Here is a 22,250-nt window from a genome sequence, read left to right as displayed (position 1 = left end):
GGAGGGAGGTGTGACGGGGCCGGAGCACCTCGCGGTCGTCGCTGCGGGGCTTGGCGCCGGCATTTTGACCTCCACCGTCGGTGTGGCGTCGTTGCTTAGTTTTCCGGTGTTGATCGCGTTGGGGATCCCGCCGGTCGTCGCCAACGTGTCGAACACGATCGGGCTGCTTCCCGGCGCGTTGTCCGGGTCGTTCGGCTATCGGCGTGAGCTGCGCGAGGTACCGCGGTCGGTCACGATCGCGGTGGTGGTGATCTGCGCGGTCGGTTCGATCGGCGGCGTCGTACTGCTGCTCGCCTTACCGCCAGGCGTGTTCGCCGCCCTCGCGCCGTGGCTCATCCTGTTCACCTGCCTGATCGTCGGCGTCCAGCCGCGCATCTCCCGCTGGCTCCGAGCCCGCAGCGACCACCCGCACGGCCTCCGTACTTCGATGTCCCCGGCAACGTATTTCTTCACCGCCCTCACCGGCGTGTACGGCGGCTACTTCGGCGCCGGTGCCGGCGTGATGATGATGGCGGTCCTCGGCCTAGGCCTCGACCTGGAACTCCGGGTCGTCAACGGCCTCAAAACCCTGTCCCTGCTGGCGGCCAACGTCGTCGCCGGTTCCATCTTCGTCGTGATCGCCGACGTCGACTGGACCGCCGCCGCGCTACTGGCAGCAGGCTCGATCGTCGGCGGCTACGTCGGTTCCCACATCGGCCGCCGCATCCCCGGCGGCCTCCTCCGCACCCTCATCGTCATCGCCGGCATCACCGCCGCCATCCTCATGCTGCGCTGACACTGAGCGGTCCATCCATAGAAGCATCTCCGGCTCGCCCCCCACCTCGCCCCCCACCTCGCCCCCAAAGAGCAGCCCCCCATTCCCCAACCCCCTCGCTTGTCTTTGTGCACCCAGCTCATCTTTGGGAACCCACCAACCACTTCGAGCTCACGAAAATGGTCGGTGGGTGCACAAAGTTGGGTCTCGTGCACAAAGAGAAGGCGACCCACCTTTGGGTGTCCGCCCCCCGCGCGACGGCCGGACCCGTTAGACGAACTGGATGAACGGGAGCACGAAGAGTGCGCCGCAGATGATTCCGTTGATCCACTTGTGGCTGAACAGGATCGCGACGAACTCGCGAATCGTTGCCGTCGGCCAGTAATAGCGCGCGGTCGGCGACCCGACCACCTGGCCGTTGACCTTCACCTTGCGGGCGGTCAGTGCGGCGCGGAAGGCGTGGAAGTTGTTCGTGACAATCAAACACCGGTAGTTCGGGACGCGGGCAACCATCAGTTCCCGGCTGAACAGCAGGTTCTCGGCGGTCGAGGTCGACCGGTCCTCGCGCAGGACGCCGTCGGCCGGCACTCCACGCTCGATCAGGTACGTCGCCATCGCGTGCGACTCGGGGATGTCCTCACCCGGGCCCTGCCCGCCCGAGGTGATCAGCATCGGGCTGCGGCCTTTGCGGATCGCGCGGTCGTAGACGAGCTTGCCGCGGTCCAACCGGCTGGCCAGCAGCGGTGTGACGCGGGAGCCGCGCAGTCCGGAACCCAGCACGATCACGAAGTCGATCTTCCGCGACGACCGGACCCGGCTGTAGACGAACGCGTAGATCAGGAAACAGACGAACAGGAACGAGATGTAGGTCAGCACGCTGATGATGGCGGTGCGCAGCGCGGCCAGCGGAGCCCAGTCGAGCTGCTGGACGACGACTCCGAAGATCACCAGACCGAAGATGCCGAGCCCGGCGGCCAGTGACAGCAGGTTCTTCGGCCGCCGGCCTTCGCGGCGGATCATCGTCACGCCGTTGACCACCAGGAAGACCGCGAGGACGGCGATCGTGACGGGGATCAGGAACAGGATCCCGTAGACGAGCCAGCGGGCCAGACCCCGGTTCACCGACTCGACGGCGAAGATCACGCCGAGCCCGGCGAACATCAGCGTCAGGATCAGGAAGATGCTGTTGCGGAACAACCGCCGGTCGTACAGGAAGCTGGCGACGAAGATCAGGAACCAGAACCCGGCGATGGCGAAGCAGATGGTCATCGGGCGCCATCCAACCATCGGATGGCGCCCGATCAGGTCACGCCAGGCTGGTCAGTGACGAAATCGATGCCTTGTGCAAGCGGGTGATGACGTTCTTGGTCTTCGGGTCCGAGCGGTACTCGTAGGCGCCCGACTCGAACACCAGGTAGGCGCGGCCGCCGAACTCGGTGATGCCCTCGGACATGCTCGGCGCCCGGAAGCAGGACAGCTTGGCCTTGTCGAGGTCCGGCTGGCCCCGGCGGACGACGTACAGGTTGCTCAGGTTCTTGCGCCCGAACGACGTGCTGTAGATGAAGTGCGACTTGGTGACGAGCAGACCCTGGGTCTTGGTCGGGACCTCCCAGGCCTTGTTGATCGTGACCAGCGAACCGTTGGCCTTGATCTTGTACTCGTACATCTTGTCGCGGCCCTTGTCGTTGAACTTCCCGGCCCACAGGGAGTCCCCGTAGCTGGTCAGGAACGACGCGCCGTAGACCTTGCGCTCGGGGCCGACCGGGTCGATCGTCGGCGTACCGGACGCCTTCAGCTTGGCGGCGAGCGTGGACAGCTTGTACTTGCGGATCCCGTTCGTGCTGCCCTGGACGAACGCCCAGCCCATCGACGTGGTGATGCCGCCGGCGTGCGTCTCGGCGATCTTGACGTCGCCGACGACCTTGTTGGTGGCCGGGTCGATCCCGACGATCAGCGACTTCTGCCCGGGGTGGTACATGGTGACCAGCAGTAGGTTCTTCTTGCCGGACCAGTTCCACCAGGTGCCGATGCCCTGCGGGATGTACTTGCCCAGCTGCGGCAGCGCGGCGCTGTTGCTGAAGCGGCTGTCGTACTTCGTCGAGGCCGACGGGCCGTCGTAGTCGAAGCTACCGCCACCGGTCTTGGTGTCACAACTGATCGCCCGCGTCGCCGCCGCGGTCGAGGTCGTCGCGGCCTGCGACGCCTCCGGGCCCGTGAGCGCGATCGTGGTGGCGGTACCGGCGGCCAGCAGGCCGGCCAGGCCGAGGGTGATGACGACCCGGCGACGGGTCATGTCGAAACGCAAGATGATTCCTCTCCAAGAGACGATTCCCCGACCTTAACGTCGAGGGGTGTGAAAGAGTCAGCTGGGACCGGTACGACGGAAAGGGACGCGCCGTGGTTGCAAACTGGGCCGGAAATGTTGAATTCGCCAGCGTGCTCGAGCGACCACGGTCAGTGGCGGAGCTGCAGGAGATGGTGGCCCGCTCGGAGAAGGTCCGGGTGCTCGGCACCGGACATTCGTTCAACCGGATCGCCGACACGGGCGGCACGCTGGTCACCGTCGCGGATCTGCCGAAGGTGCTCGAGATCGGGCGGTCCGGAGCGACCGTCTCGGCCGGCCTGCGGTACGGCGAGATCACCGCGGCCCTGCAGGCCCGGGGCCTGGCGCTGCACAACCTCGGTTCGCTCCCGCACATCTCGGTGGCCGGTGCCTGCTCGACCGGGACCCACGGTTCCGGCGACACCAACCGGCCCTTGGCCGATGCCGTCTACGCGATCAAGTTCGTCGATTCCTCCGGCGAGTTGGTCACCCTCACCCGCGACGACCCCGACTTCAACGGGTCGGTCATCTCGCTGGGCGCGCTCGGCGTGATCGTGAGCCTCACCCTGAACGTCGAGCGGACGTACGAGATCAGCCAGGTCGTGTACGACGGCCTCCCGGTACGGCGGCTGCAGTCGGACTTCGACAAGGTGATGAGCAGCGCCTACAGCGTCAGCGCGTTCACCGACTGGGTCGATCCCGACGTGATGGTGTGGCGGAAGCAGAAGACCACGTCGTACGAGCCCGAATGGCTCGGAGCGAAGGTGGCGGACGGCGCCCGGCACCCGATCAAGGTGATGCCGGCCGACTACGCGACCCAGCAGGGCGGCGTACCGGGTCCTTGGAACGAGCGGCTGCCGCACTTCCGGCTCGAGTTCACGCCGAGCAACGGGGACGAACTGCAGTCCGAGTACTTCGTGCCGCGGTCGCGCGCTGCCGAGGCGGTCGAGGTACTACGGGCCCTGGGCAAGCGGTTTGCCGAGGTCATCCAGGTCTCGGAGATCCGGACGATTGCCGCCGACAACCTCTGGCTGAGTCCGAGCCAGGGGCGGGACACGGTGGCTTTGCACTTCACCTGGATTCAGGACGAGGCCGCCGTACGGCCGGTTCTGGAGGTCTTGGAGGAGGCGCTGGCTCCGCTGGATGCCCGGCCGCATTGGGGCAAGGTCTTCGCGACCGACGCCACCACGTTGGCCGAGCGCTACCCGAAGGTGCGGGACTTCATCGCGCTGGCCGGGCGGTACGACCCGGACGGCAAGTTCCGCAACGAGTACTTGGACACCTACCTGCCTCGGTGAGGTCCTCTCAGAGGTGCGCCGCTGACGAGAGCAAAGGGAAACGGGACGGCAATCGGAGTGGATGTCGTCGGCAACACGGGCCCGCCACAGTGACTGAATGCCCCCGATTGCTGACGCTGTGTCCCGGACCAGGCCGCTCCTGGTGCGGCTGCATTTCTATGCCGGCATCCTGATCGGCCCCTTTCTGCTCGTCACAGCGCTGACGGGTTTCGTGTACGCGCTGGCGCCGCAGATCGAGAACGCGCTCTACCGCGACACGATGTTCGTCGAGAGCTCCGGTACGACGGTGCCGATCAGCGAGCAGGTTGCGGCTGCCCGGGACCGCCAGCCGGAAGGCACGTTGCTCGCCGTACGGCCGGCGGCTGGGCCGGGTGACACGACGCGGGTGCTGTTCGACGTACCGGGCCTCGGTGAGTCGGAACGCCTTGCAGTGTTCGTGAATCCGGCCACCGCCGCGGTAACTGGTGAACTGACTGCCTATGGCTCCAGCGGTGCGTTGCCGTTCCGGACCTGGCTGTCGCATCTGCACGCGAACCTGCATCTCGGCGCGCCCGGCCGGCTCTACAGCGAGCTCGCCGCGTCGTGGTTGTGGGTGGTCGCGCTGGCCGGGCTCGTGCTGTGGTGGACAGGTCGCCGTACCGGCTCTCGGATACGCGTCGAGCGGTCCGGCAGCGCACGTCGGCGTACCTTGTCGTGGCACGGTGTCCTGGGTACCTGGGTGATCCTGGGGATGCTGTTCCTGTCCGCGACCGGTCTGACCTGGTCGACTCTCGCCGGCCAGAACGTGACGGACCTGCGGGCCTCGCTGGAGTGGAAGACACCTGCGGTCAGTACGGCGCTCACCGCGGCGGATCACGTCGGGCACGAGGGCCACGCGATGCCGGGTGGCGCAGTCGATCCCGAGGTCGGCGAGTGGGATCAGACCCTGCAGTCCGCACGCTCCGCGCAGCTCGACGGTCCGCTCGAGATCACCGCGCCGAAGAAAGCCGGTACGTCGTTCGTCGCCCAAGAGATCGGGAAGGCGTGGCCGACCCAGGCCGACGCGGTCGCCGTCGATCCGATGTCGGGCAAGGTGGTTGATGTCGTCCGCTTCGCCGACTATCCGCTGGTCGCGAAGCTGTCGCGGTGGGGGATCGACGCGCACATGGGCTTGCTGTTCGGAGTGGTGAATCAGCTCGTGCTGCTGATCGTCGCCGGAACGATCGTGGCGATGGTGATCTGGGGCTACCGGATGTGGTGGCTGCGTCGGCCGACCAGAAGCCATCCGCTCCGCTTCGGCCGCCCGGCCCGCCGCGGTACTTGGCGTGAACTGCCGATCCCGGCCCTGATCACCATCCTGGCGCTGGCGGTAGGAGCCGGCCTCTTCCTCCCACTCCTCGGACTGTCCCTCGCAGCCTTCGTGGTCGTCGATCTGGCCATCGGCTTCTACCGCTGGCGCCTCTCCGCACCGCAGCCCGCGAGAGAGAGCGACGAGCTCCTGGTGTGACCCCAGGGCCATCACAATTGCTCGCTGCGCTCCCTTCCCAGCGTGGAAGGTAGTCGCGCGGGTCAGTTGTGATGCTGTTCAGGTCCGGACGTCAGTCGCGGGGGTCGCCTTCGAGGGTGGTGGTGAGGGTCCAGAGGAGGTTGCGGAGCTGGCGGCGGTCCTCGGGGGAGAGGTCGGCCAGGGCTCGGCTGCCGGCTCGGTCGTAGATGTCTTGGACGGTTTGGGCCAGCTCGGCGCCGTGGTCGGTGAGCTCGATGGCTACTCGGCGGGCGTCGGTGGTGTTCTTCACGCGGCGGACCAGGCCGGCCGCCTCCATCCGCTGGGTGGTTTTGGTGGCGGTGGGGACCTCGACGTCGAGGACCTTGGCCAGCTTCGCGACCGGCAGCGAGCCGTGGTGCAGGAGCTTGGCAAGCACCAACTCCTGGCCGGTGTGCAGTCCGGTGCCGACCAGCTCGGCGGCGACCGCCTTCCGGGCGGCGCGGTCGGCGAACCGCAACGCGATCAGCACGTCACGAGGGCCGGCGGGTGAATCCACCGGCCAGCTCTCGTCCAGCGTGGTCATGTGTGACTCCGCGGGGCGAAGGGGTTCTGCGCGGCGTAGTCGCCGACGTACTGGGTCGGGATGGCGGGCTCGCCGCGGCTCAGCTGGCTGGCGAAGCGGGGGAGCTCGTCGCGGACCTTCAGGTGGTGGGCCTGCGACTCGGCAGGGGTGGTGCGGCCGACGATCTCGCCGCCCTTGACGAGTGGTCGGAGCAGCTCGCGGTCGTCGCCGTCGTCTTCGGGGCGGCTGCCGACACCGATCAACTCGGCTTCGGCGACTCCGGCGGTGGTTCGACGGCGGAGCGCCCATTTGCGGCCGCCGATGGAGATCTTGTCGACACTCTTCTTCGCCACCGGGAGCAGCTCGCCACTCGCGTCCTCGCGGGCAACCAGCTTGTACACGAACCCGCAGGTCGGATAGCCCGAGCCGGTGACGAGCGACGTACCGACTCCGTAGCCGTCGACTGGTGCCGGGGCGAGCGCGGCGATCTGGAATTCGTCCAGGTCCGAGGTGACGATGATCCGGGTCTTGGTCGCGCCGAGCGAGTCGAGCTGCTCACGGACCTGACCGGCCAGTGATGGCAGGTCGCCCGAGTCCAGCCGTACGGCGCCCAGTTCGGGGCCGGTGATGTCGATCGCAGTCCGGACCGCTTCGGCGACGTCGTACGTGTCGACGAGGAGGGTGGTGCGCTTGCCGAGGGCATCCACCTGCGAGGTGAACGCGTCCCGCTCGGTGTCGTGCAGCAGGGTGAACGAGTGGGCCGCGGTGCCCGCGCTCGGGATGCCGAAGCGGCGGGCGGCCTCCAGGTTGGAGGTGGTCGCGAACCCCGCGATGTACGCCGCCAGTGCGGACGCGACCGCGGCCTCCTCGTGGGTCCGCCGGGAGCCCATCTCGATACACGGCCGGCCGCCGGCCCACCAGGTCATCCGGGACGCGGCCGAGGCGACCGCGGAGTCGTGGTTCAGGATCGACAGGAAGACCGTCTCCAGCAGCACCGCCTCGGCGAAACTCGACTCGACGACCAGGACCGGGGAGCCGGGGAAGAAGATTTCGCCGTCGGCGTACCCGGAGATGTCGCCGCTGAAGCGGTAGTTCGCGAGCCAGTCGGAGGTAACCTGGTCGACAACACCGCGATCGGCCAGGAAGGCGATCGCCCGCTCGTCGAAGCGAAACTGCTCGAGGGCGTCGAGCAGCCGGTTCACCCCGGCGACGACGCCGTACCGGCGGCCGTCGGGCAGTCGGCGGGCGAACAGCTCGAAGACCGAGCGGCGCTGCGCCGTGCCGTCGGCCAGGCTGGCCTGCAGCATGGTCAACTCGTAGTGGTCCGTCAGGAGCGCGGTCGAGGTGTTCACAAGGGCAGCCTATTGCGAGTCCGGAACTACCAGTGGAGAGAATGGGTCAGTGACCACCGCACCGAGCGAGCTCGAGAGCCCCGAAGTCGACGAGGCGATCCAGCTGAGCCCACCGTGGGTGACGATCGTCTGGAACGATCCGGTCAACCTGATGGACTACGTCACCTTCGTCTTCCAGACGTATTTCGGCTACTCCAAGTCCAAGGCCGAGAAGCTGATGATGCAGGTCCACGAGGAGGGCAAGTCGGCGGTGTCGAACGGGAACCGGGAAGCCATGGAACGCGACGTCGAGGCGATGCACTCCTACGGCCTGTGGGCCACCTGCGAGAAGTCGTGACGCGGTTCCGCAAGCGCCGCAAGATCGTGGCGGTCAGCTTCGCCGAGCACGAGGCCGACATCCTCGCCAACCTGCTCCGCAACCTGGTCGAACTCCTGTACGACGGCATGCCCCCGCGCGCCACCCAGTCCAGCGACCCCCTGGCCGCCCTGCTGGACTCCGACGGCCCCACCTCCCCACCCGAGGACATCGTCCTCCAGCGCCTCTTCCCCGACGCCTACGGCTCCGACGACATGGCCTCGGCCGAATTCCGCCGCTTCACCGAACGCGGCCTTCGCGACGGCAAGATCGCCGACGCCAAACGCGTCCTGTCCGCCCTGGAGGAGTCCGGCGCCGACGAGATCGCCCTGGAACCCGACGAACAGTTGTCCTGGCTCCGAGCCCTCAACGACCTCCGCCTGGCCATCGGCACCCGTCTCGACATCAAAGACGAAGACGACTACGCCACCTGGGAAAAACTCCCCGAAGACGACCCCCGTCGCCTCACCTACGACCTCTACGACTGGCTCGGCTACCTCCAATCAGCCCTCCTCCACAACATGCGCTGACCCCACCTCCGGCCGCGGCACCGCCTCCGCGACCGAAGCCACCGTGCGCCGCCACCGAAGCCACCGTGCCTCCGCCACTGAAGCCACCGTGCGCCGCGACCGAAGCCACCGTGCGAGTGTGAGAAGTGGCGGCTCGAGTGCGGGAACTGGGTTGTTGGTAAGGGGTTTCCGGCGACAATCTCCTCACAGTCGGCGGGGACGGTGCCGCGTTCTGCCAGTGCAGCCACCGTGCCCCGCGACCGAAGCCACCGTGCCCTCGCCACTGAAGCCACCGTGCCCCGCGACCGAAGCCACCGTGCCCCCGCCACTGAAGCCACCGTGCGAGTGACGGGGCGTGCGTGTGAGTCAGCGGGTGGGCGGACGCCAGCCACTCACCAACCTCGCGAACGGCCGACGTACGGGCGTTCTCCAGGCGGGGCGTTCCCGCCGGACGGGAGTTGGTGAGTGGGGGCGGTCCGCAAAACCGGTCTGTTGGTGTCGGGTGTTCCAGCGTGGATTGGCCGTCGGCGCACAGGTTGATCGGTGGCGGTCCGCGCCCGGGGGCGTGTGGTCCGGTTAGGGGGTCATGAGGGTTGTTACGTAGGTGGTGAGACGGGCCGCCACGAGTTCGGGGGTTAGGTCGGGGCGGGTGGAGTTGCGCCAGGGGTGGGTGGCTGGTTCGAGTTCTTCGGAGAAGGCGAGGGCGTCTCGGATCAGCCAGTAGTGGCGGTGTGGGGAGAGGGCGCCGCCGGCTTGTTCGTAGGCGGCGATGAAGTGGTGGGCCCAGGTGGGGCCGTGGAGGAGGGCCAGGTTGGTGGCGCAGTGGGCGACGTCGAGGTCGGTGGGGCCCCAGGAGGTGCCGGCCCAGTCGACGACGGCGGTGATGTGGTTGCCGTCGAAGAGGACGTTGCCGGGCTGGTAGTCGCGGTGCAGGAAGACGCCCTCGTACGGCGGGTGCCCGCCGCGGATCACGTCGATGGCGGCTGACCAGTCGGCGCCGTCCGGGGTGACGACCGTGGCGGCGGTTGTCAGTGTCACGAAGGGGCGTGGACGCTCAACGGGCTGGACCGCGTGGATGGCGACGAGTTGCCGGGCCAAGGCTGGGATGAGGCCGGTGTCGGTGAGGACTGTTCGGCCGGGCATCCACGTCATCAGGAGTGCCGGATCGGCGACGGCGATGAGCTCAGGGGCCGGTACGGCGGTTGTCTCGAGCTCGGTGAGGGCGTGCGACTCCCGGGACAGCCAGTCGGCGGCGTCGGGGCGATCGACGTACGTGCGGAGGACGAGGTGACGGCGACGGCCGTCGGGGGTGGCGGTGGTCAGGTGCCGCATATCGGCGGTGAGACCACCGTGGAGCGGCTCGGCGTCGACGACGCGCTCGCCGGCGTCGAGGTGTTCCTGCACCCAGGCCAGATCGATCACCGTGCCACCTCACCATTCAGGCAGCGACGGACGCGACCGAATATCCCGCCTACGATGCACGGGTGAGTTATCCGCGGACTGGTGGCAGGGTGGGTGGGGCTCCGGATTTCCCTGAGGTTGAGGGGGAGGTGCTGGCGTTCTGGGAGGCGGACGACACGTTCCGGGGGTCGGTGGAGCGGCGGACGAAGGAGGAGTTCGTCTTCTACGACGGGCCTCCGTTTGCGAACGGGTTGCCGCATTACGGGCATCTGCTGACGGGGTATGTGAAGGACCTGGTGCCGCGGTACCGGACCATGCGTGGGTTCCGGGTGGAGCGGCGGTTCGGGTGGGATACGCATGGGTTGCCGGCTGAGTTGGAGGCTCAGCGGGTGCTGGGGTTGAAGACGAAGGCGGAGATCCTCGAGCTGGGGATCGAGAAGTTCAACGCGGCCTGCCGGGAGGCGGTGCTGAAGTACACCGACGAGTGGCGGAGTTATGTCACTCGGCAGGCGCGGTGGGTGGATTTCGACAACGACTACAAGACGCTCAGTCCTGACTACATGGAGTCGGTGATCTGGGCGTTCAAGACGTTGTACGACAAGGGGCTGGTGTACGAAGGGCTGCGCGTCCTCCCGTACTGCTGGAACGACGAGACTCCGCTGTCGACTCACGAGCTGCGGATGGACGATGACGTCTACCAGCAGCGGCAGGACCCCTCGGTGACGGTTGCGGTCGAGCTGGAGACCGGGGAGCGGCTGCTCGCCTGGACGACCACGCCCTGGACGCTGCCCAGCAACCTCGCGATGGCGGTTGGCCCGGACCTCGACTACGTCACCGTGAACGACGACGAGGGCCGCCCGATGATCCTCGCCGAGGCACGCCTGCAAGCCTACGGCTTCACCGACATCATCAGGAAGTTCAAGGGCACTGAGCTGATCGGCAAGCGGTACACCCCGCTCTTCGACTTCTTCGCCGACACTCCCAACGCGTTCCAGGTGATCGCCGGCGACCACGTCACCACCGACGACGGCACCGGCGTCGTACACCTGGCCCCCGCGTACGGCGAGGAGGACCAGCTGGCCTGTGATGCCGTCGGGATCCCCACGATCCTGACCGTGGACGACGGAGCCCGGTTCACGAGCGTGGTCCCGCCGTACCAGGGTCTGCACGTCTTCGAAGCCAACCGCCCGATCATCCGCGACCTGAAAGCCAACGGCGCGCTGGTCCGCGAAGACAGCTATGTGCACAGCTACCCGCATTGCTGGCGGTGCCGGAATCCCCTGATCTACAAGGCGGTTTCGAGCTGGTTCGTCGAGGTGACCCGCATCCGCGACCGGATGGTCGAGCTGAACGAGGACATCACGTGGACCCCGGAACACGTGAAGCACGGTCAGTTCGGCAAGTGGCTGAGCAACGCCCGCGACTGGTCGATCAGCCGGAACCGCTTCTGGGGTTCGCCGATTCCGGTCTGGCGATCGGACGATCCGACGTACCCGCGGATCGATGTGTACGGCTCGATCGCCGAGCTCGAGCGGGACTTCGGGGTCGAGGTCACGGACCTGCACCGCCCGTACGTCGATCTGCTGACCCGGCCGAATCCCGACGACCCGACCGGGAAGTCGACGATGCGCCGGGTGCCCGACGTACTGGATGTGTGGTTCGACTCGGGGGCGATGAGTTTCGCGCAGGTGCACTACCCGTTCGAGAACACGGAGTGGTTCGAGAGCCACTTCCCGGGTGACTTCATCGTCGAGTACATCGGGCAGACCCGCGGCTGGTTCTACACCATGCATGTGCTCGCGACCGCGCTGTTCGACCGGCCGGCGTTCAAGTCGGTGCTGAGCCACGGGATCGTGCTCGGCAGCGACGGGCTGAAGATGAGCAAGTCGCTGCGGAACTACCCGGATGTGCGCGAGGTGTTCGACCGGGACGGCGCGGATGCGATGCGCTGGTTCCTGATGTCGAGCCCGATCCTGCGTGGCGGGAACCTGATCGTCACCGAGGAGGGTATTCGCGAGGGCGTCCGGCAGGTGCTGATCCCGCTCTGGAACGCCTGGTCGTTCTTCGCGCTCTACGCGAACGCGGCGGGGATCGAGGGGCAAGCGACCAAGCAGCCAACGGATCTGCTCGATCGGTACCTGCTGGCGCGACTGCGGCTCTTCGTGACCGATGTGCAGGAGAAGCTGGATCGGTACGACATCGCGTCGGCCTGCGACGCCGTCAGCGAGTACGTCGACGTGCTCACGAACTGGTACATCCGGCGCTCCCGCGACCGCTTCTGGGCGGGTGAGCAGGCGGCGATCGACACGCTCTACACGGCACTCGAGACGCTGTGTCGTGCGGTCGCACCGCTGCTGCCGTTGGTTGCCGAGGACATCTGGCGCGGGCTGACGGGTGAGCGCTCGGTCCACCTGACCGACTGGCCGGTCGTTGACGAGCTGCCGGACGATCCGGCGTTGGTGGAGTCGATGGAGCGTGCCCGCGAGGTGTGCTCGGTAGCGTCGGCGATCCGGAAGGCGACCGGGATCCGCGCCCGGCAGCCGCTGGAAAAGTTGACCGTGGCAACGGCTGATGATCTGCACGCGCTGACAGGCTTGATCGCCGCCGAGGTGAACGTCCGAGAGATCGTGCTCACCTCGGTGGACGCGATCGACGCCCCGGTGTCACAACAGTTGACGGTCAACGCCCGAGCCGCCGGACCGCGGCTGGGCAAGGCCGTGCAGACAGCGATCAAGGCCTCGAAAACCGGCGACTGGTCAATCGCCGAGGATGGTGTGGTGGTTGCCGGTGGCATCGAGCTGGTCGACGGGGAGTACACGCTGACAACGACCCTGGCGACGGAGGCTGTGTCGAGCGGGCCGGCCGGCGCCTCGGCCTCAACGGCCAGTGGGTTGTTGCCGGGCGGCGGCTTCATTGTCCTCGACACGACGATCACTCCTGAGCTCGAGGCGGAGGGGACCGCTCGAGACGTGATTCGGTCGATTCAGCAGGCTCGGCGGGATTCGGGGCTCGAGGTGACGGACCGGATTCGGCTGGCCGTGACTGCGGAACCGCCCGTGGCTCGAGCCGTGGAGACGCATCGCGAGCTGATCATGCGGGAGACGCTGGCCACGGATCTCGTCGTACAGGAGGGCTCTGAGCTGGAGATCGACCTCAGGTCCTAGGGTTGCGCCCATGGAGACGCGGAAGCTGGGACGGACCGGTCGGGATGTAGGCGTCGTCGGGCTCGGTGCCTGGCAGTTGGGTGCCGACTGGGGTTCGGTGGACGAGAGTGACGCCCTCGCGGTACTGCGGTCGGCGATCGAGGGTGGCGTGACCTTCATCGACACCGCCGACGTGTACGGCGACGGCCGGAGCGAGCGGCTCGTCGGTCAGATCCTCAAGGAACACGAGGGTCTGACCGTGGCGACCAAGATGGGCCGCCGGGTCGAGCAACTCCCCGAGAACTACAACCCGGGCAACTTCCGCGCCTGGAACGACCGCTCCCGGCAGAACCTCGGTGTCGACACCATCGACCTCGTCCAGCTGCACTGCCCGCCGACCCCGGTGTACTCGACCGACGCGGTCTTCGATGACCTCGACGCGATGGTCGACGAGGGCAGGATCGCGGCGTACGGCGTCAGTGTCGAGACCACCGCCGAGGCGCTGACCGCGATCGCGCGCCCCAACGTGGCCAGCGTCCAGATCATCCTGAACGCGCTCCGCCTCAAGCCCCTCGACGAGGTCCTCCCGGCGGCTCAGGAGGCGGGCGTTGGCATCATCGCCCGCGTACCGCTCGCCAGCGGCCTGCTCTCCGGCAAGTACGACGAGAACACCGTCTTCGCCGCCGACGACCACCGCACCTACAACCGCCACGGCGAGGCCTTCGACGTCGGCGAGACCTTCTCCGGCGTCGACTTCGGCACTGGCCTCGAAGCCGTCCGCCGCCTGATGCCCTGGCTCCCTGCCGGCGCGACCATGGCCCAGTTCGCCCTCCGCTGGATCATCGACCATCCCGGCGTCTCCGTCGTCATCCCCGGCGCCCGCAACCCCGAGCAGGTGGCCGGCAACATCGCCGCCGCCGCCCTGAGTGAACTCACCGACGACCAGCAGACCGCCGTACGGGAGATCTACGACGACCTCATCCGCCCGCAGATCCACGACCGCTGGTAGCGCGGTCGGCCTCGGGGAGCCACACATCCGACGGCCAGGTGAAGCCTCTGGTGATCGACTCCAGCAGAGTCGGCAGCAGCGGGTGCTCATCGCGCCAGACGAGCGACCACGGGTAGACCGGCGTCGGGTCGGTCAGATACACCACAGCGGTGTGCGAGGTGGGCGGTAGCTGCATCCGGGCACCGATCGGCGTCGCCACGTCCGGCCGGGCCGCGACCTCGTCCACCAGGTAGTCGAGACTCAGCGCAGGACCTGTGGTGTCCAGCTTGAGCTGCCAGGCATCGGCGAACTGCGCGAGGTAGTCGGCCCACTCCGCCACCGCACCACCCAAAGGCGCCCACAGCCGAACCTCACGCAAGGACGCCAGCGTCACCGTCTCGGCGTCGGCCAGCGGGTGCTCACGGCTCACCAGCAGCGCCAGCGGTTCCAGCAGCACCAGCTGATGATCCAGCTCAGCCAGCTGGCCAGGTGTCAGCGCATGCACCCGCCCGAACGCCGCATCCACCTCACGGTTGCGCAGCGCGGGCAGTGCGGCCGGTAGCCCGTGCCGCATGCTCACCTCGATCGGGAAGTCGTCAAACCGTCGTACGGCGTGCTGCACGAGCTGCAGCGGTGCCAGACGCTCATCCAGTACGTCGAGCCGCAGCGTGCGCGTGGTCGGCACCACGGAGGCGATCGCGGCGTCGGCGGCGGCCAGCGCCTCGATCGCGTGGGGGAGGAAACGCGCACCTGCCGACGTGAGCTCGACCTTGTGGGTCCCGCGGTCGAAGAGCCGCGCCGCGAGCGACTCCTCGAGTTTGGCGACGCGTTTGGACACTGCCTGCTGGCTCACGGCCAAGCGCTCCGCAGCGTGCCCGAAGTGCAGTTCTTCGGCGGCGACGACGAAAGCCCGTACCTGTGCCAGGTCCAGTTCCACCCATCCATCGTGTGCGACAACCAGTGGTTGTCAAGGCAGGACCGACGGTTGTTGGACCGCAGCAGCCCGTACGGCGTTCGCTGGAAGGAGTCCGAAGGGAGTTCTGATGTCCACAACGATGCAACCTCGTCGGTGGCGCGCGATGGCCGTGCTGGCGATGGTGCAGCTCATGATCGTCATCGACAACACCGTGGTGAATATCGCGCTGCCGTCGATCCGCACCGACCTGGGCACCTCACAGGCCGGGCTCGCCTGGGTGGTGAACGGCTATCTGCTCACCGCAGGCGGTCTGCTGCTGCTTGGTGGGCGGTGCGCCGATCTGCTGGGTCGCAAGCGCATCTTCATCACCGGTACGGCGGTCTTCGCGCTCGGCTCGCTGATCAGTGGAGCCGCCTGGAACTCGGGTGTCCTGATCGCCGGCCGGTTCGTGCAAGGTGCTGGAGAGGCGCTCGCCTCGCCCGCGGCGCTGGCGCTGATCGTGGTCATGTTCACCACCCGCGAAGAGCGCGCCAAGGCGCTCGGCTTCTGGGGCGGTTTGGCCGGTCTCGGCGCGACAGCCGGAGTGCTGCTGTCCGGCGTACTGGTCGACCTCGCGAACTGGCGCTGGGTGTTCTTCATCAACCTCCCGGTGGCCGTCGTCGCACTGGTGCTGTGCATCCGGCTCGTTCCCGACATCCCCGCGCAGAGCGGACGCCGGACGCTCGACCTTCCCGGCGGTCTGCTGGTGACCAGTGGGCTGATCCTGGTGGTGAACGGTCTGCTGCGCGACGGTCACCATTGGGGCTGGTTCGTGGCCGGGTTCCTGCTGCTCGCGCTGTTCGCGCTGGTGGAGGCGCGTTCCAGCGATCCGATGATGCCGCTGCGGTTCTTCGCGAACCGGACACGCGTCACGGCCAACCTCACGACGATCCTGCTGACCAGTGCGATGGCCGCCATGTTCTTCATGGTCACGCTGTACGTCCAGCAGGTCCTGGGCTACTCACCGCTGCGGTCCGGGCTGGCCGATGTCCCGTTCTGCGTCGCCTTCGTCCCGGGCATGGTGCTGTCGACGCAGCTGGTGACCCGCTTCGGCACGAAGGCAGCCATCTGCACCGGCTTCGTGGTGTCTGCGGCAGGCATGTTGCTGCTGGCCCGCATCGATGCGCAGGGCTCGTTCTGGGGGCAGTTGCTGCCTGCGACGGTCGTCCTGGCGCTGGGACTGGCCATCGGCCTGCCGGCGTTGCAGAACGCCGCACTGCACGGTCTCTCCGAGGCTGACGCCGGGCTGGGCGCGGGTGTGCAGACATCGGTGCAGCAGCTGGGCAGTGCGCTCGGGCTGGCGGTGCTGACGATGATCGCGCTCAGCCACGCCGCGGCAGCGCGCCGTACCGGCCTGAAGGTCGAAGAGGCCGTTGTGTCCGGCTACCAACTGGCCTTCGTGGTGGCGGCCGTCGTCCTGGTCCTCGGTGCCGCGCTGGCGGCCGTGATCATGACCGCTGAGCGTCCACATCGTGGACCGTCGGGCGAGATGGCGGGGGCGGCCGAGCGGTCGCCGTACCGTGGGTGACGTGTTGATCATCGAGCAGGCGGCGTACGACGCGATCGTTGCGCACGCGCGGAAGGACCACCCGGACGAGGCCTGTGGGGTGGTCGTCGGGCCGGAGGGTTCGGACCGGCCGGTGCGGGTGGTGCCGATGCTGAACGCGGCGATGTCGCCGACGTACTACAAGTTCGATGACGACGACTGGAAGAAGCTGTACGACGAGATGTGGGACAACGACGAGGAAGCAGTCGTGATCTACCACTCGCACACGGCGACCGAGGCATACCCGTCGCGGACCGACATCTCGGAGGCACGGGAGCCGAACGCGCACTACGTGCTGGTGTCGACGCGGGAGGGCGCCGAGTCGCTCACGTACGACGGGCCGGTCGAGTTCCGGTCGTTCCGGATCGTCGACGGTACGGTCACCGAAGAAGAGGTCCAGGTCGTGACGGCCTACAGTGAAACAGGAGAGAACTGAGATGGCGATCGAGTTGCGGGTCCCGACGATCCTGCGCACTTTCACCGGTGGCGAGAAGCTGGTCACCGGGGCGGGGGAGACGCTGGCCGCGTTCATCGACAACGTGGACGGCAGTCACCCGGGGATCAAGGAGCGGATCGTCGAGGGTGAGCCGGAGGAGCTGCGCCGGTTCGTCAACGTGTACGTGAACGACGAGGACGTCCGGTTCACCGGTGGGCTGGCGACCGGCGTGAAGGACGGCGACGTGGTCGTGGTTCTGCCTGCGGTGGCCGGCGGCTGACGATGCGTTTCGACAGCCTGCTCGACTCGGTCGGAGGCACGCCGCTGGTCGGTCTGCCGAAGCTGTCGCCGTCGGCCGAGGTGCGGTTGTGGGCCAAGCTGGAGGACCACAACCCGACCGGTTCGATCAAGGACCGGGCGGCGCTGCGGATGCTGCTGGACGCCGAGAAGGACGGCCGGCTCCGGCCGGGGAACACGATCCTCGAACCGACATCGGGCAACACCGGGATCTCGCTGGCGATGGCGGCCAAGCTGCGCGGGTACCGGATGGTCTGCGTGATGCCGGAGAACACCTCGGAGGAGCGCCGGCAGATCCTGCGGATGTGGGGTGTCGAGATCATCTCCTCCCCGGCCGCGGGTGGTTCGAACGAGGCGGTCCGGGTCGCCAAGCAGGTGGCCGCCGAACACCCCGACTGGGTGATGCTCTACCAGTACGGCAACCCGTCGAACGCGGCCGCGCACTACGACGGCACCGCGCGCGAGATCCTCGACGACCTCCCGTCGGTGACGCACTTCGTGGCAGGCCTCGGCACGACCGGCACGCTGATGGGTGCCGGCCGCTTCTTCCGTGAGCACAAGCCGGATGTCCGGATCGTCGCCGCCGAGCCGCGGTACGGCGAACTCGTCTACGGTCTGCGCAATCTCGAGGAAGGCTTCGTCCCGGAGCTGTACGACGCGACGCTGATCGACGCGCGGTTCTCGGTCGGTCCGCGGGACGCCGTCCGGCGGGTCCGCGAACTGCTCGACAACGAAGGCATCTTCGCCGGCGTCTCGACCGGCGCGATCCTGCACGCCGCGCTCGGCCAGGCGGCCAAGTGCGTGCGTGACGGACAGCAAGCCGATATCGCCTTCGTGGTCCCCGACGGCGGCTGGAAGTACCTGTCGACGGGCGCCTACGAGGGCACGATCGACGAGGCGGAGGACCGCCTCGAGGGTCAGCTCTGGGCCTGAGAAGTCGTGACTGCTATGGGGATTTGAAGAGGATCCGGCGGCCGATGCGGGGATGCACGCCACGTCCCTTGCAGCTCGTGCAGGGGCGTTGTGCGTAGCTGAAGACGCCACCGTGGTGACGGCCGGCGCCCTTACAACGGTTGCACTTGGCATTCGGGTGCAGCGACAGCGAGACGACGTACAGGAAGAACGCCGCCATCAGCATCAGCAGCAGGACTCCGGTCGGCCCGAGGGACGACGCGATGTCTGCGGCCGTGCTGTTGGTTTCCGCGGCCTGATTGGCGGCCTGCCCGGAGGCGGCGACGTGATCAGGTTGCGGATTCGGTCCGGCGGTGCTGCTCAGCACCGCCACGAAGTGATGAGCCAGACTCATGGCAGCTCGAGGGCGGATCGTACGAACATCGGTCCAGAGTGGCGCGGATCACGTCGGTTGGCAATTACATAACGTAAAGATGTGGACAAGGTTCGGCGTGTCGTTTCAGGAGAAGGGACGGGGTGTCTTCTAGAACGACCCGAATCCGGCCCCGGTTACGGGTCGCAGTCGGCACTCGGCGTGTCCCCGATAGAATGCGCGACGTGACAGATGCGCCGGTGGGGATCTTCGATTCAGGTTTCGGCGGTCTCACCGTCGCCCGCGCAGTGCTCGATCAGTTGCCGCATGAACCGGTTCTGTATCTCGGCGACACCGCCCGGCAGCCGTACGGGCCGAAGCCGATCGCCGAGGTTCGGGAGTACGCGCTGGAGTGTCTGGACCACTTGGTCGAGGCCGGCGTGAAGATGCTGGTCATCGCCTGCAACTCGGCCAGTGCCGCGATGCTGCGCGACGCCCGCGAACGGTACGACGTACCGGTCGTTGAAGTGATCCTCCCGGCTGCTCGGCGAGCGGTTGCCGCGACGCGCAATCAGAAGGTCGGCGTGATCTGCACGCGCGCCACGGCACAGTCACTCGCGTACGACGACGCGTTCGCCGCCGCACCGCAGGTCGAGCTGATCACGCGTCCCTGCCCCAAGTTCGTCGACTTCGTCGAGTCCGGCGTGACGTCCGGACCGGAGTTGCTCGAGGCGGCCCACGAGTACCTCGACCCGCTGGTTGATGCCGGAGTCGACACGCTCATCCTCGGCTGCACGCACTACCCGCTGCTGACCGGCGTGATCCAGTACGTCGTCGGTGACGCCGTGACGCTGGTGAGCAGCGCCGAGGAGTGCGCGAAGGATGTCTACGGCGTGCTGACGAAGACCGGGCTGCTCCGATCCGACGCACTCGCCGAACCCAAGCACCGTTTCGTCACGACTGGCACTCCGTCCGAGTTCGAGGCGATCGGGTCCCGCTTCCTCGGCCCGGTGCTCTCCGGGGTAGACCAGTTCGCCTGGGTCCGCTAAGCGCTTCAGAAGGTGCTTCGGACGGCGCCCCGGATGTTGTCCACGGCACCGGTTCCGGCCGTGACCTGCGCGAAACCTTAGCCAGGTAACCCGTTCGGCGGCCCGGCGACGCGACGAGGTTCCCTGCGAAGCCGGCAACCCGCCGGTAATCTCAAGATATGAAGCTCACCGTGCTCGGCTGCTCCGGGTCCGTCCCCGGGCCGGACTCGGCCGCCTCGAGCTATCTGGTCACTGCCGAGGACTTCCACCTGGTCCTCGATCTCGGCAGCGGCGCACTCGGATCGCTCCAGCGGCATATCGCCGTTCCGCAGATCGGCGCGATCGGCCTGTCCCACTTGCATCCTGACCACTGTATGGACCTGACCGGCCTGTACGTCGCGGCCAAATACGCGCCAGGTTCGCCCATCCCCCGCATCCCCGTGTTCGCGCCGCCCAACGCGGCCGAACGCATGGCTCTGGCCTATGACCTGCCCATCGACCCCGGGATGGAGGAAGAGCTGGAATTCCATACCTGGCAGGACGTTCAGCAGATCGGCCCGTTCACGGTCCGCACCGCACAGATGGTGCACCCGGTCCCGGCGTACGCGATCCGCGTCGAGCACGCCGGCAAGGTGCTGGTGTATACCGGAGACACCGGGCCGAACGACGCACTCGTCGAGCTCGCCCGCGGCGCCGACCTGCTGCTGTCCGAAGCGGCCTTGCAGGACGAGAATCCGAACAACCCGACAGACCTGCACCTGACCCCCTCCGACGCCGGCGAACACGCCAAGAAGGCCGGCGCCAAAAAGCTCGTGATCACGCACGTCCCACCGTGGTACAACCGGGTGACCCAAGCGGAGAACGCCCGGCGCACCTACTCGGGACCGATCGAGATTGCGACCCCCCATGCAGTTTTCGACATCTGACGGCATCTCGTTGTGGACCGCAACAACCGGTACGGCGACCCCTGCCGCCGCGCCGGCGGTCATCTTGCACGGTGGCCCCGGCTTGTGGGATGACTACGCCGTTCTCGCGGAGATGGTGGACGACCTGACCGTCGTACACCGCTTCGACCAGCGGGGCTGCGGCCGCTCCGGCGCGTCCGCCGAGCAGTCGATGGCCCTCAGCGTGCAGGACATCGACGAGCTACGCGCGTTCTGGGGCCACGAGAAGATCGTTGTCATCGGCCACTCCTTCGGAGCCACCCTTGCGGTCACCTACGCCGCCGCCCACCCCGACCGCGTCGCCGCAGTGGTCTACCTCGGCGGCGTCGGCATCGGTGACTGGCACACCCCCTGCGAGGCCGAACAACGTCGCCGCATGACCCCCGAACAAGCCGCCCGCCTCGACGACCTCTCCGCCCGCCGCCCCCGAACCCCGGCCGAGGAAACCGAGTTCCGCGTCCTCGCCTGGTTCACCAGCCACGCAGACGCGTCGAGGGCGATGGAGTGGGCCGCCGAAGAAGCAGCCGTCGACCTCCCCATCAACTTCGCCGCAAACCGCGCCCTCAGCAACGAAATCAACAGCTGGCCGGACACCCGCAAGACCGATGACGCCGCCGCGATCCCCGCCCCGATCACGTTCATCCACGGCGAAGGCGACCCGCGCCCCCACACCGCCGTACAGGCTCTTGCCGAGCACGCCCAGCAACCGTCCTTCCACCTCATCCCCAACGCCGGTCACTCCCCGTGGCGCGAACAGCCCGAGACCGTCCGCGAAATCCTCCGCTCCGTGGTGCTCAAGACCCCCTGATCGTCCTCCTCGCCCCGAGAACCGGGAGTGCAGGCCAAGGCTCTCACCATGACCCGGTACGACGTTGTGCACGGGTCAACCATCTGCACGGGCCAGAAGTGGTTGAGGAGTGCTCAAGGTGCGTTGGCCGGGCAACGTTGAGCACGGTTCGGCCGCCGTTGGTGGTCGAGTCGGGGTACAGGCCGAAAGGGACTCGGCCGGGGACGTGCGCTGTGGTTGATCGCCGCGTCCGGCCGATGACAAAGAAAGCGTGGCTGGGCGCCGCGGTGGCTGAGGTGGATGGTGCGGTCCGGTGACCGTGGCTTCAGGTTGCTTGGGGTTGCGGGCTGTGGTTGCCGTGCGGGAAGGGACCGCTTGCGGCTGACTCGCCCCTCGCCCCCGCTCGTGCCGCCGATCGTGCGGTAGCCGGGAGCGGTGATTCACGTCCGAGGGTCCGGAGACGATGCGTGCTGACGGTGCGTGCAGTCCTTCGGACGTTGGGGCAGGAGGACCCGGATGCCGCGGCGGCGAGCCTTGACCAACCGGCCACGGGTTACCCCATCAGGTTGTGGGTTCTGTACCCGCATGCGGTGGGAGAACCCACAAGGTGATGGGTGAACCCGCCCCCCAGGCCGGTTGGTCAAGCGGTTCGGGGTGGTGTCAAGAGTGGTGCTGTACGGCGCGGCTGGGGAGCGCTACCCCACCGAATCGGCGGGTAGCGCTCCCCAGCCGTGTGGAACGGTGGTGGTGAGTCCTCCCCAAACCGGTTTGGGGAGGATGCCGGCCGGGGTTGAACTGGTGTGGGGTGGATATCAGTCGTATTCGGGGGGGGGTGGATCCTCC

At 67.6% G+C, this 22,250-nt stretch carries 21 protein-coding genes; 14 read left to right on the top strand and 7 right to left on the bottom strand.

Annotation, left to right across the window (positions count from 1 at the left end; all coding sequences use genetic code 11):
* The first annotated feature begins 10 nt into the window (after positions 1–10).
* Positions 11–775: a sulfite exporter TauE/SafE family protein gene (locus tag ABD231_RS17530; protein WP_344152440.1), complete on the top strand. Its 765-nt coding sequence runs from the start codon at positions 11–13 to the stop codon at positions 773–775.
* A gap of 249 nt (positions 776–1,024) precedes the next feature.
* On the opposite strand, the gene ABD231_RS17525 is transcribed toward ABD231_RS17530, so the two are convergent.
* Positions 1,025–2,023, bottom strand: a complete 999-nt coding sequence (locus ABD231_RS17525) for a YdcF family protein (protein ID WP_344152437.1) — start codon at positions 2,021–2,023, stop codon at positions 1,025–1,027.
* A gap of 37 nt (positions 2,024–2,060) precedes the next feature.
* Positions 2,061–3,047, bottom strand: coding sequence for a hypothetical protein (locus ABD231_RS17520; RefSeq protein ID WP_344152434.1), 987 nt, complete (start codon positions 3,045–3,047; stop codon positions 2,061–2,063).
* Positions 3,048–3,151: 104 nt separating this feature from the next.
* Between ABD231_RS17520 and ABD231_RS17515 the strand changes: the two genes are divergently transcribed.
* Complete coding sequence (locus ABD231_RS17515) at positions 3,152–4,375, top strand: D-arabinono-1,4-lactone oxidase (protein ID WP_344152431.1); 1,224 nt, start codon at positions 3,152–3,154, stop codon at positions 4,373–4,375.
* A 97-nt stretch (positions 4,376–4,472) separates the two neighbouring features.
* Complete coding sequence (locus ABD231_RS17510) at positions 4,473–5,861, top strand: PepSY-associated TM helix domain-containing protein (protein WP_344152428.1); 1,389 nt, start codon at positions 4,473–4,475, stop codon at positions 5,859–5,861.
* Between the two features lie 91 nt (positions 5,862–5,952).
* On the opposite strand, the gene ABD231_RS17505 is transcribed toward ABD231_RS17510, so the two are convergent.
* Entirely contained in the window at positions 5,953–6,423 is a 471-nt protein-coding gene (locus ABD231_RS17505; RefSeq protein ID WP_344152425.1) for a MarR family winged helix-turn-helix transcriptional regulator, read from the bottom strand.
* Positions 6,420–7,709 (bottom strand): nicotinate phosphoribosyltransferase, encoded by a 1,290-nt coding sequence (locus tag ABD231_RS17500; RefSeq protein WP_425554188.1) that lies wholly within the window; start codon positions 7,707–7,709, stop codon positions 6,420–6,422. The genes ABD231_RS17505 and ABD231_RS17500 overlap by 4 nt, the downstream gene beginning before the upstream one ends.
* A 94-nt stretch (positions 7,710–7,803) precedes the next feature.
* Between ABD231_RS17500 and clpS the strand changes: the two genes are divergently transcribed.
* Complete coding sequence (gene clpS, locus ABD231_RS17495; RefSeq protein ID WP_344152419.1) at positions 7,804–8,091, top strand: ATP-dependent Clp protease adapter ClpS; 288 nt, start codon at positions 7,804–7,806, stop codon at positions 8,089–8,091.
* Positions 8,088–8,639, top strand: coding sequence for a DUF2017 domain-containing protein (locus ABD231_RS17490; RefSeq protein ID WP_344152416.1), 552 nt, complete (start codon positions 8,088–8,090; stop codon positions 8,637–8,639). Before clpS ends, ABD231_RS17490 begins: the two co-directional genes overlap by 4 nt.
* Before the next feature lie 555 nt (positions 8,640–9,194).
* Here ABD231_RS17490 and ABD231_RS17485 read toward each other — a convergent pair.
* Positions 9,195–10,040: a phosphotransferase family protein gene (locus ABD231_RS17485; RefSeq protein WP_344152413.1), complete on the bottom strand. Its 846-nt coding sequence runs from the start codon at positions 10,038–10,040 to the stop codon at positions 9,195–9,197.
* 62 nt (positions 10,041–10,102) lie between these two features.
* On the opposite strand from ABD231_RS17485, the gene ileS reads away from it, so the two are divergent.
* Both ileS and ABD231_RS17475 read left to right on the top strand, forming a co-directional pair.
* Positions 10,103–13,183 carry an isoleucine--tRNA ligase gene (gene ileS / locus ABD231_RS17480; RefSeq protein WP_344152410.1) on the top strand — a complete coding sequence of 1,027 codons (3,081 nt, stop codon included), beginning with the start codon at positions 10,103–10,105 and terminating at the stop codon, positions 13,181–13,183.
* A 10-nt stretch (positions 13,184–13,193) separates the two neighbouring features.
* A complete protein-coding gene (locus ABD231_RS17475) occupies positions 13,194–14,171 on the top strand; it encodes an aldo/keto reductase (protein WP_344152407.1) in 978 nt (325 codons plus the stop codon).
* On the opposite strand, the gene ABD231_RS17470 is transcribed toward ABD231_RS17475, so the two are convergent.
* Positions 14,140–15,087: a LysR family transcriptional regulator gene (locus ABD231_RS17470; RefSeq protein ID WP_344152404.1), complete on the bottom strand. Its 948-nt coding sequence runs from the start codon at positions 15,085–15,087 to the stop codon at positions 14,140–14,142. The two genes, ABD231_RS17475 and ABD231_RS17470, sit on opposite strands and share 32 nt — an antisense overlap.
* A 106-nt stretch (positions 15,088–15,193) precedes the next feature.
* Between ABD231_RS17470 and ABD231_RS17465 the strand changes: the two genes are divergently transcribed.
* The 4 genes from ABD231_RS17465 to ABD231_RS17450 are packed head-to-tail and all read left to right on the top strand — an operon-like array spanning position 15,194 to position 18,317.
* Entirely contained in the window at positions 15,194–16,633 is a 1,440-nt protein-coding gene (locus ABD231_RS17465) for an MFS transporter (protein ID WP_344152401.1), read from the top strand.
* Position 16,634: 1 nt separating this feature from the next.
* On the top strand, positions 16,635–17,087 hold the full coding sequence (locus ABD231_RS17460; RefSeq protein ID WP_344152398.1) for a M67 family metallopeptidase: 453 nt from the start codon (positions 16,635–16,637) through the stop codon (positions 17,085–17,087).
* A 1-nt stretch (position 17,088) separates the two neighbouring features.
* Positions 17,089–17,367: a MoaD/ThiS family protein gene (locus ABD231_RS17455; RefSeq protein WP_344152395.1), complete on the top strand. Its 279-nt coding sequence runs from the start codon at positions 17,089–17,091 to the stop codon at positions 17,365–17,367.
* 2 nt (positions 17,368–17,369) lie between these two features.
* Positions 17,370–18,317, top strand: coding sequence for a PLP-dependent cysteine synthase family protein (locus ABD231_RS17450; RefSeq protein WP_344152392.1), 948 nt, complete (start codon positions 17,370–17,372; stop codon positions 18,315–18,317).
* A gap of 13 nt (positions 18,318–18,330) precedes the next feature.
* Here ABD231_RS17450 and ABD231_RS17445 read toward each other — a convergent pair whose 3' ends face one another.
* Positions 18,331–18,690: a hypothetical protein gene (locus ABD231_RS17445; RefSeq protein WP_344152389.1), complete on the bottom strand. Its 360-nt coding sequence runs from the start codon at positions 18,688–18,690 to the stop codon at positions 18,331–18,333.
* Positions 18,691–18,884: 194 nt separating this feature from the next.
* Between ABD231_RS17445 and murI the strand changes: the two genes are divergently transcribed.
* The 3 genes from murI to ABD231_RS17430 all read left to right on the top strand — a co-directional run bounded on the left by murI (position 18,885) and on the right by ABD231_RS17430 (position 21,428).
* Positions 18,885–19,697 carry a glutamate racemase gene (murI, locus tag ABD231_RS17440; protein ID WP_344152386.1) on the top strand — a complete coding sequence of 271 codons (813 nt, stop codon included), beginning with the start codon at positions 18,885–18,887 and terminating at the stop codon, positions 19,695–19,697.
* A 158-nt stretch (positions 19,698–19,855) separates the two neighbouring features.
* Positions 19,856–20,602, top strand: a complete 747-nt coding sequence (locus tag ABD231_RS17435) for an MBL fold metallo-hydrolase (RefSeq protein WP_344152383.1) — start codon at positions 19,856–19,858, stop codon at positions 20,600–20,602.
* On the top strand, positions 20,583–21,428 hold the full coding sequence (locus ABD231_RS17430) for an alpha/beta fold hydrolase (protein ID WP_344152380.1): 846 nt from the start codon (positions 20,583–20,585) through the stop codon (positions 21,426–21,428). The genes ABD231_RS17435 and ABD231_RS17430 overlap by 20 nt, the downstream gene beginning before the upstream one ends.
* The last annotated feature ends 822 nt before the right edge of the window (positions 21,429–22,250 follow it).

The sequence above is a fragment of the Kribbella yunnanensis genome (assembly GCF_039529655.1).
Classification (GTDB): domain Bacteria; phylum Actinomycetota; class Actinomycetes; order Propionibacteriales; family Kribbellaceae; genus Kribbella; species Kribbella yunnanensis.
Note: the sequence above shows the minus strand (reverse complement) of the source record. Positions and strands in the feature narration are given on the sequence as shown.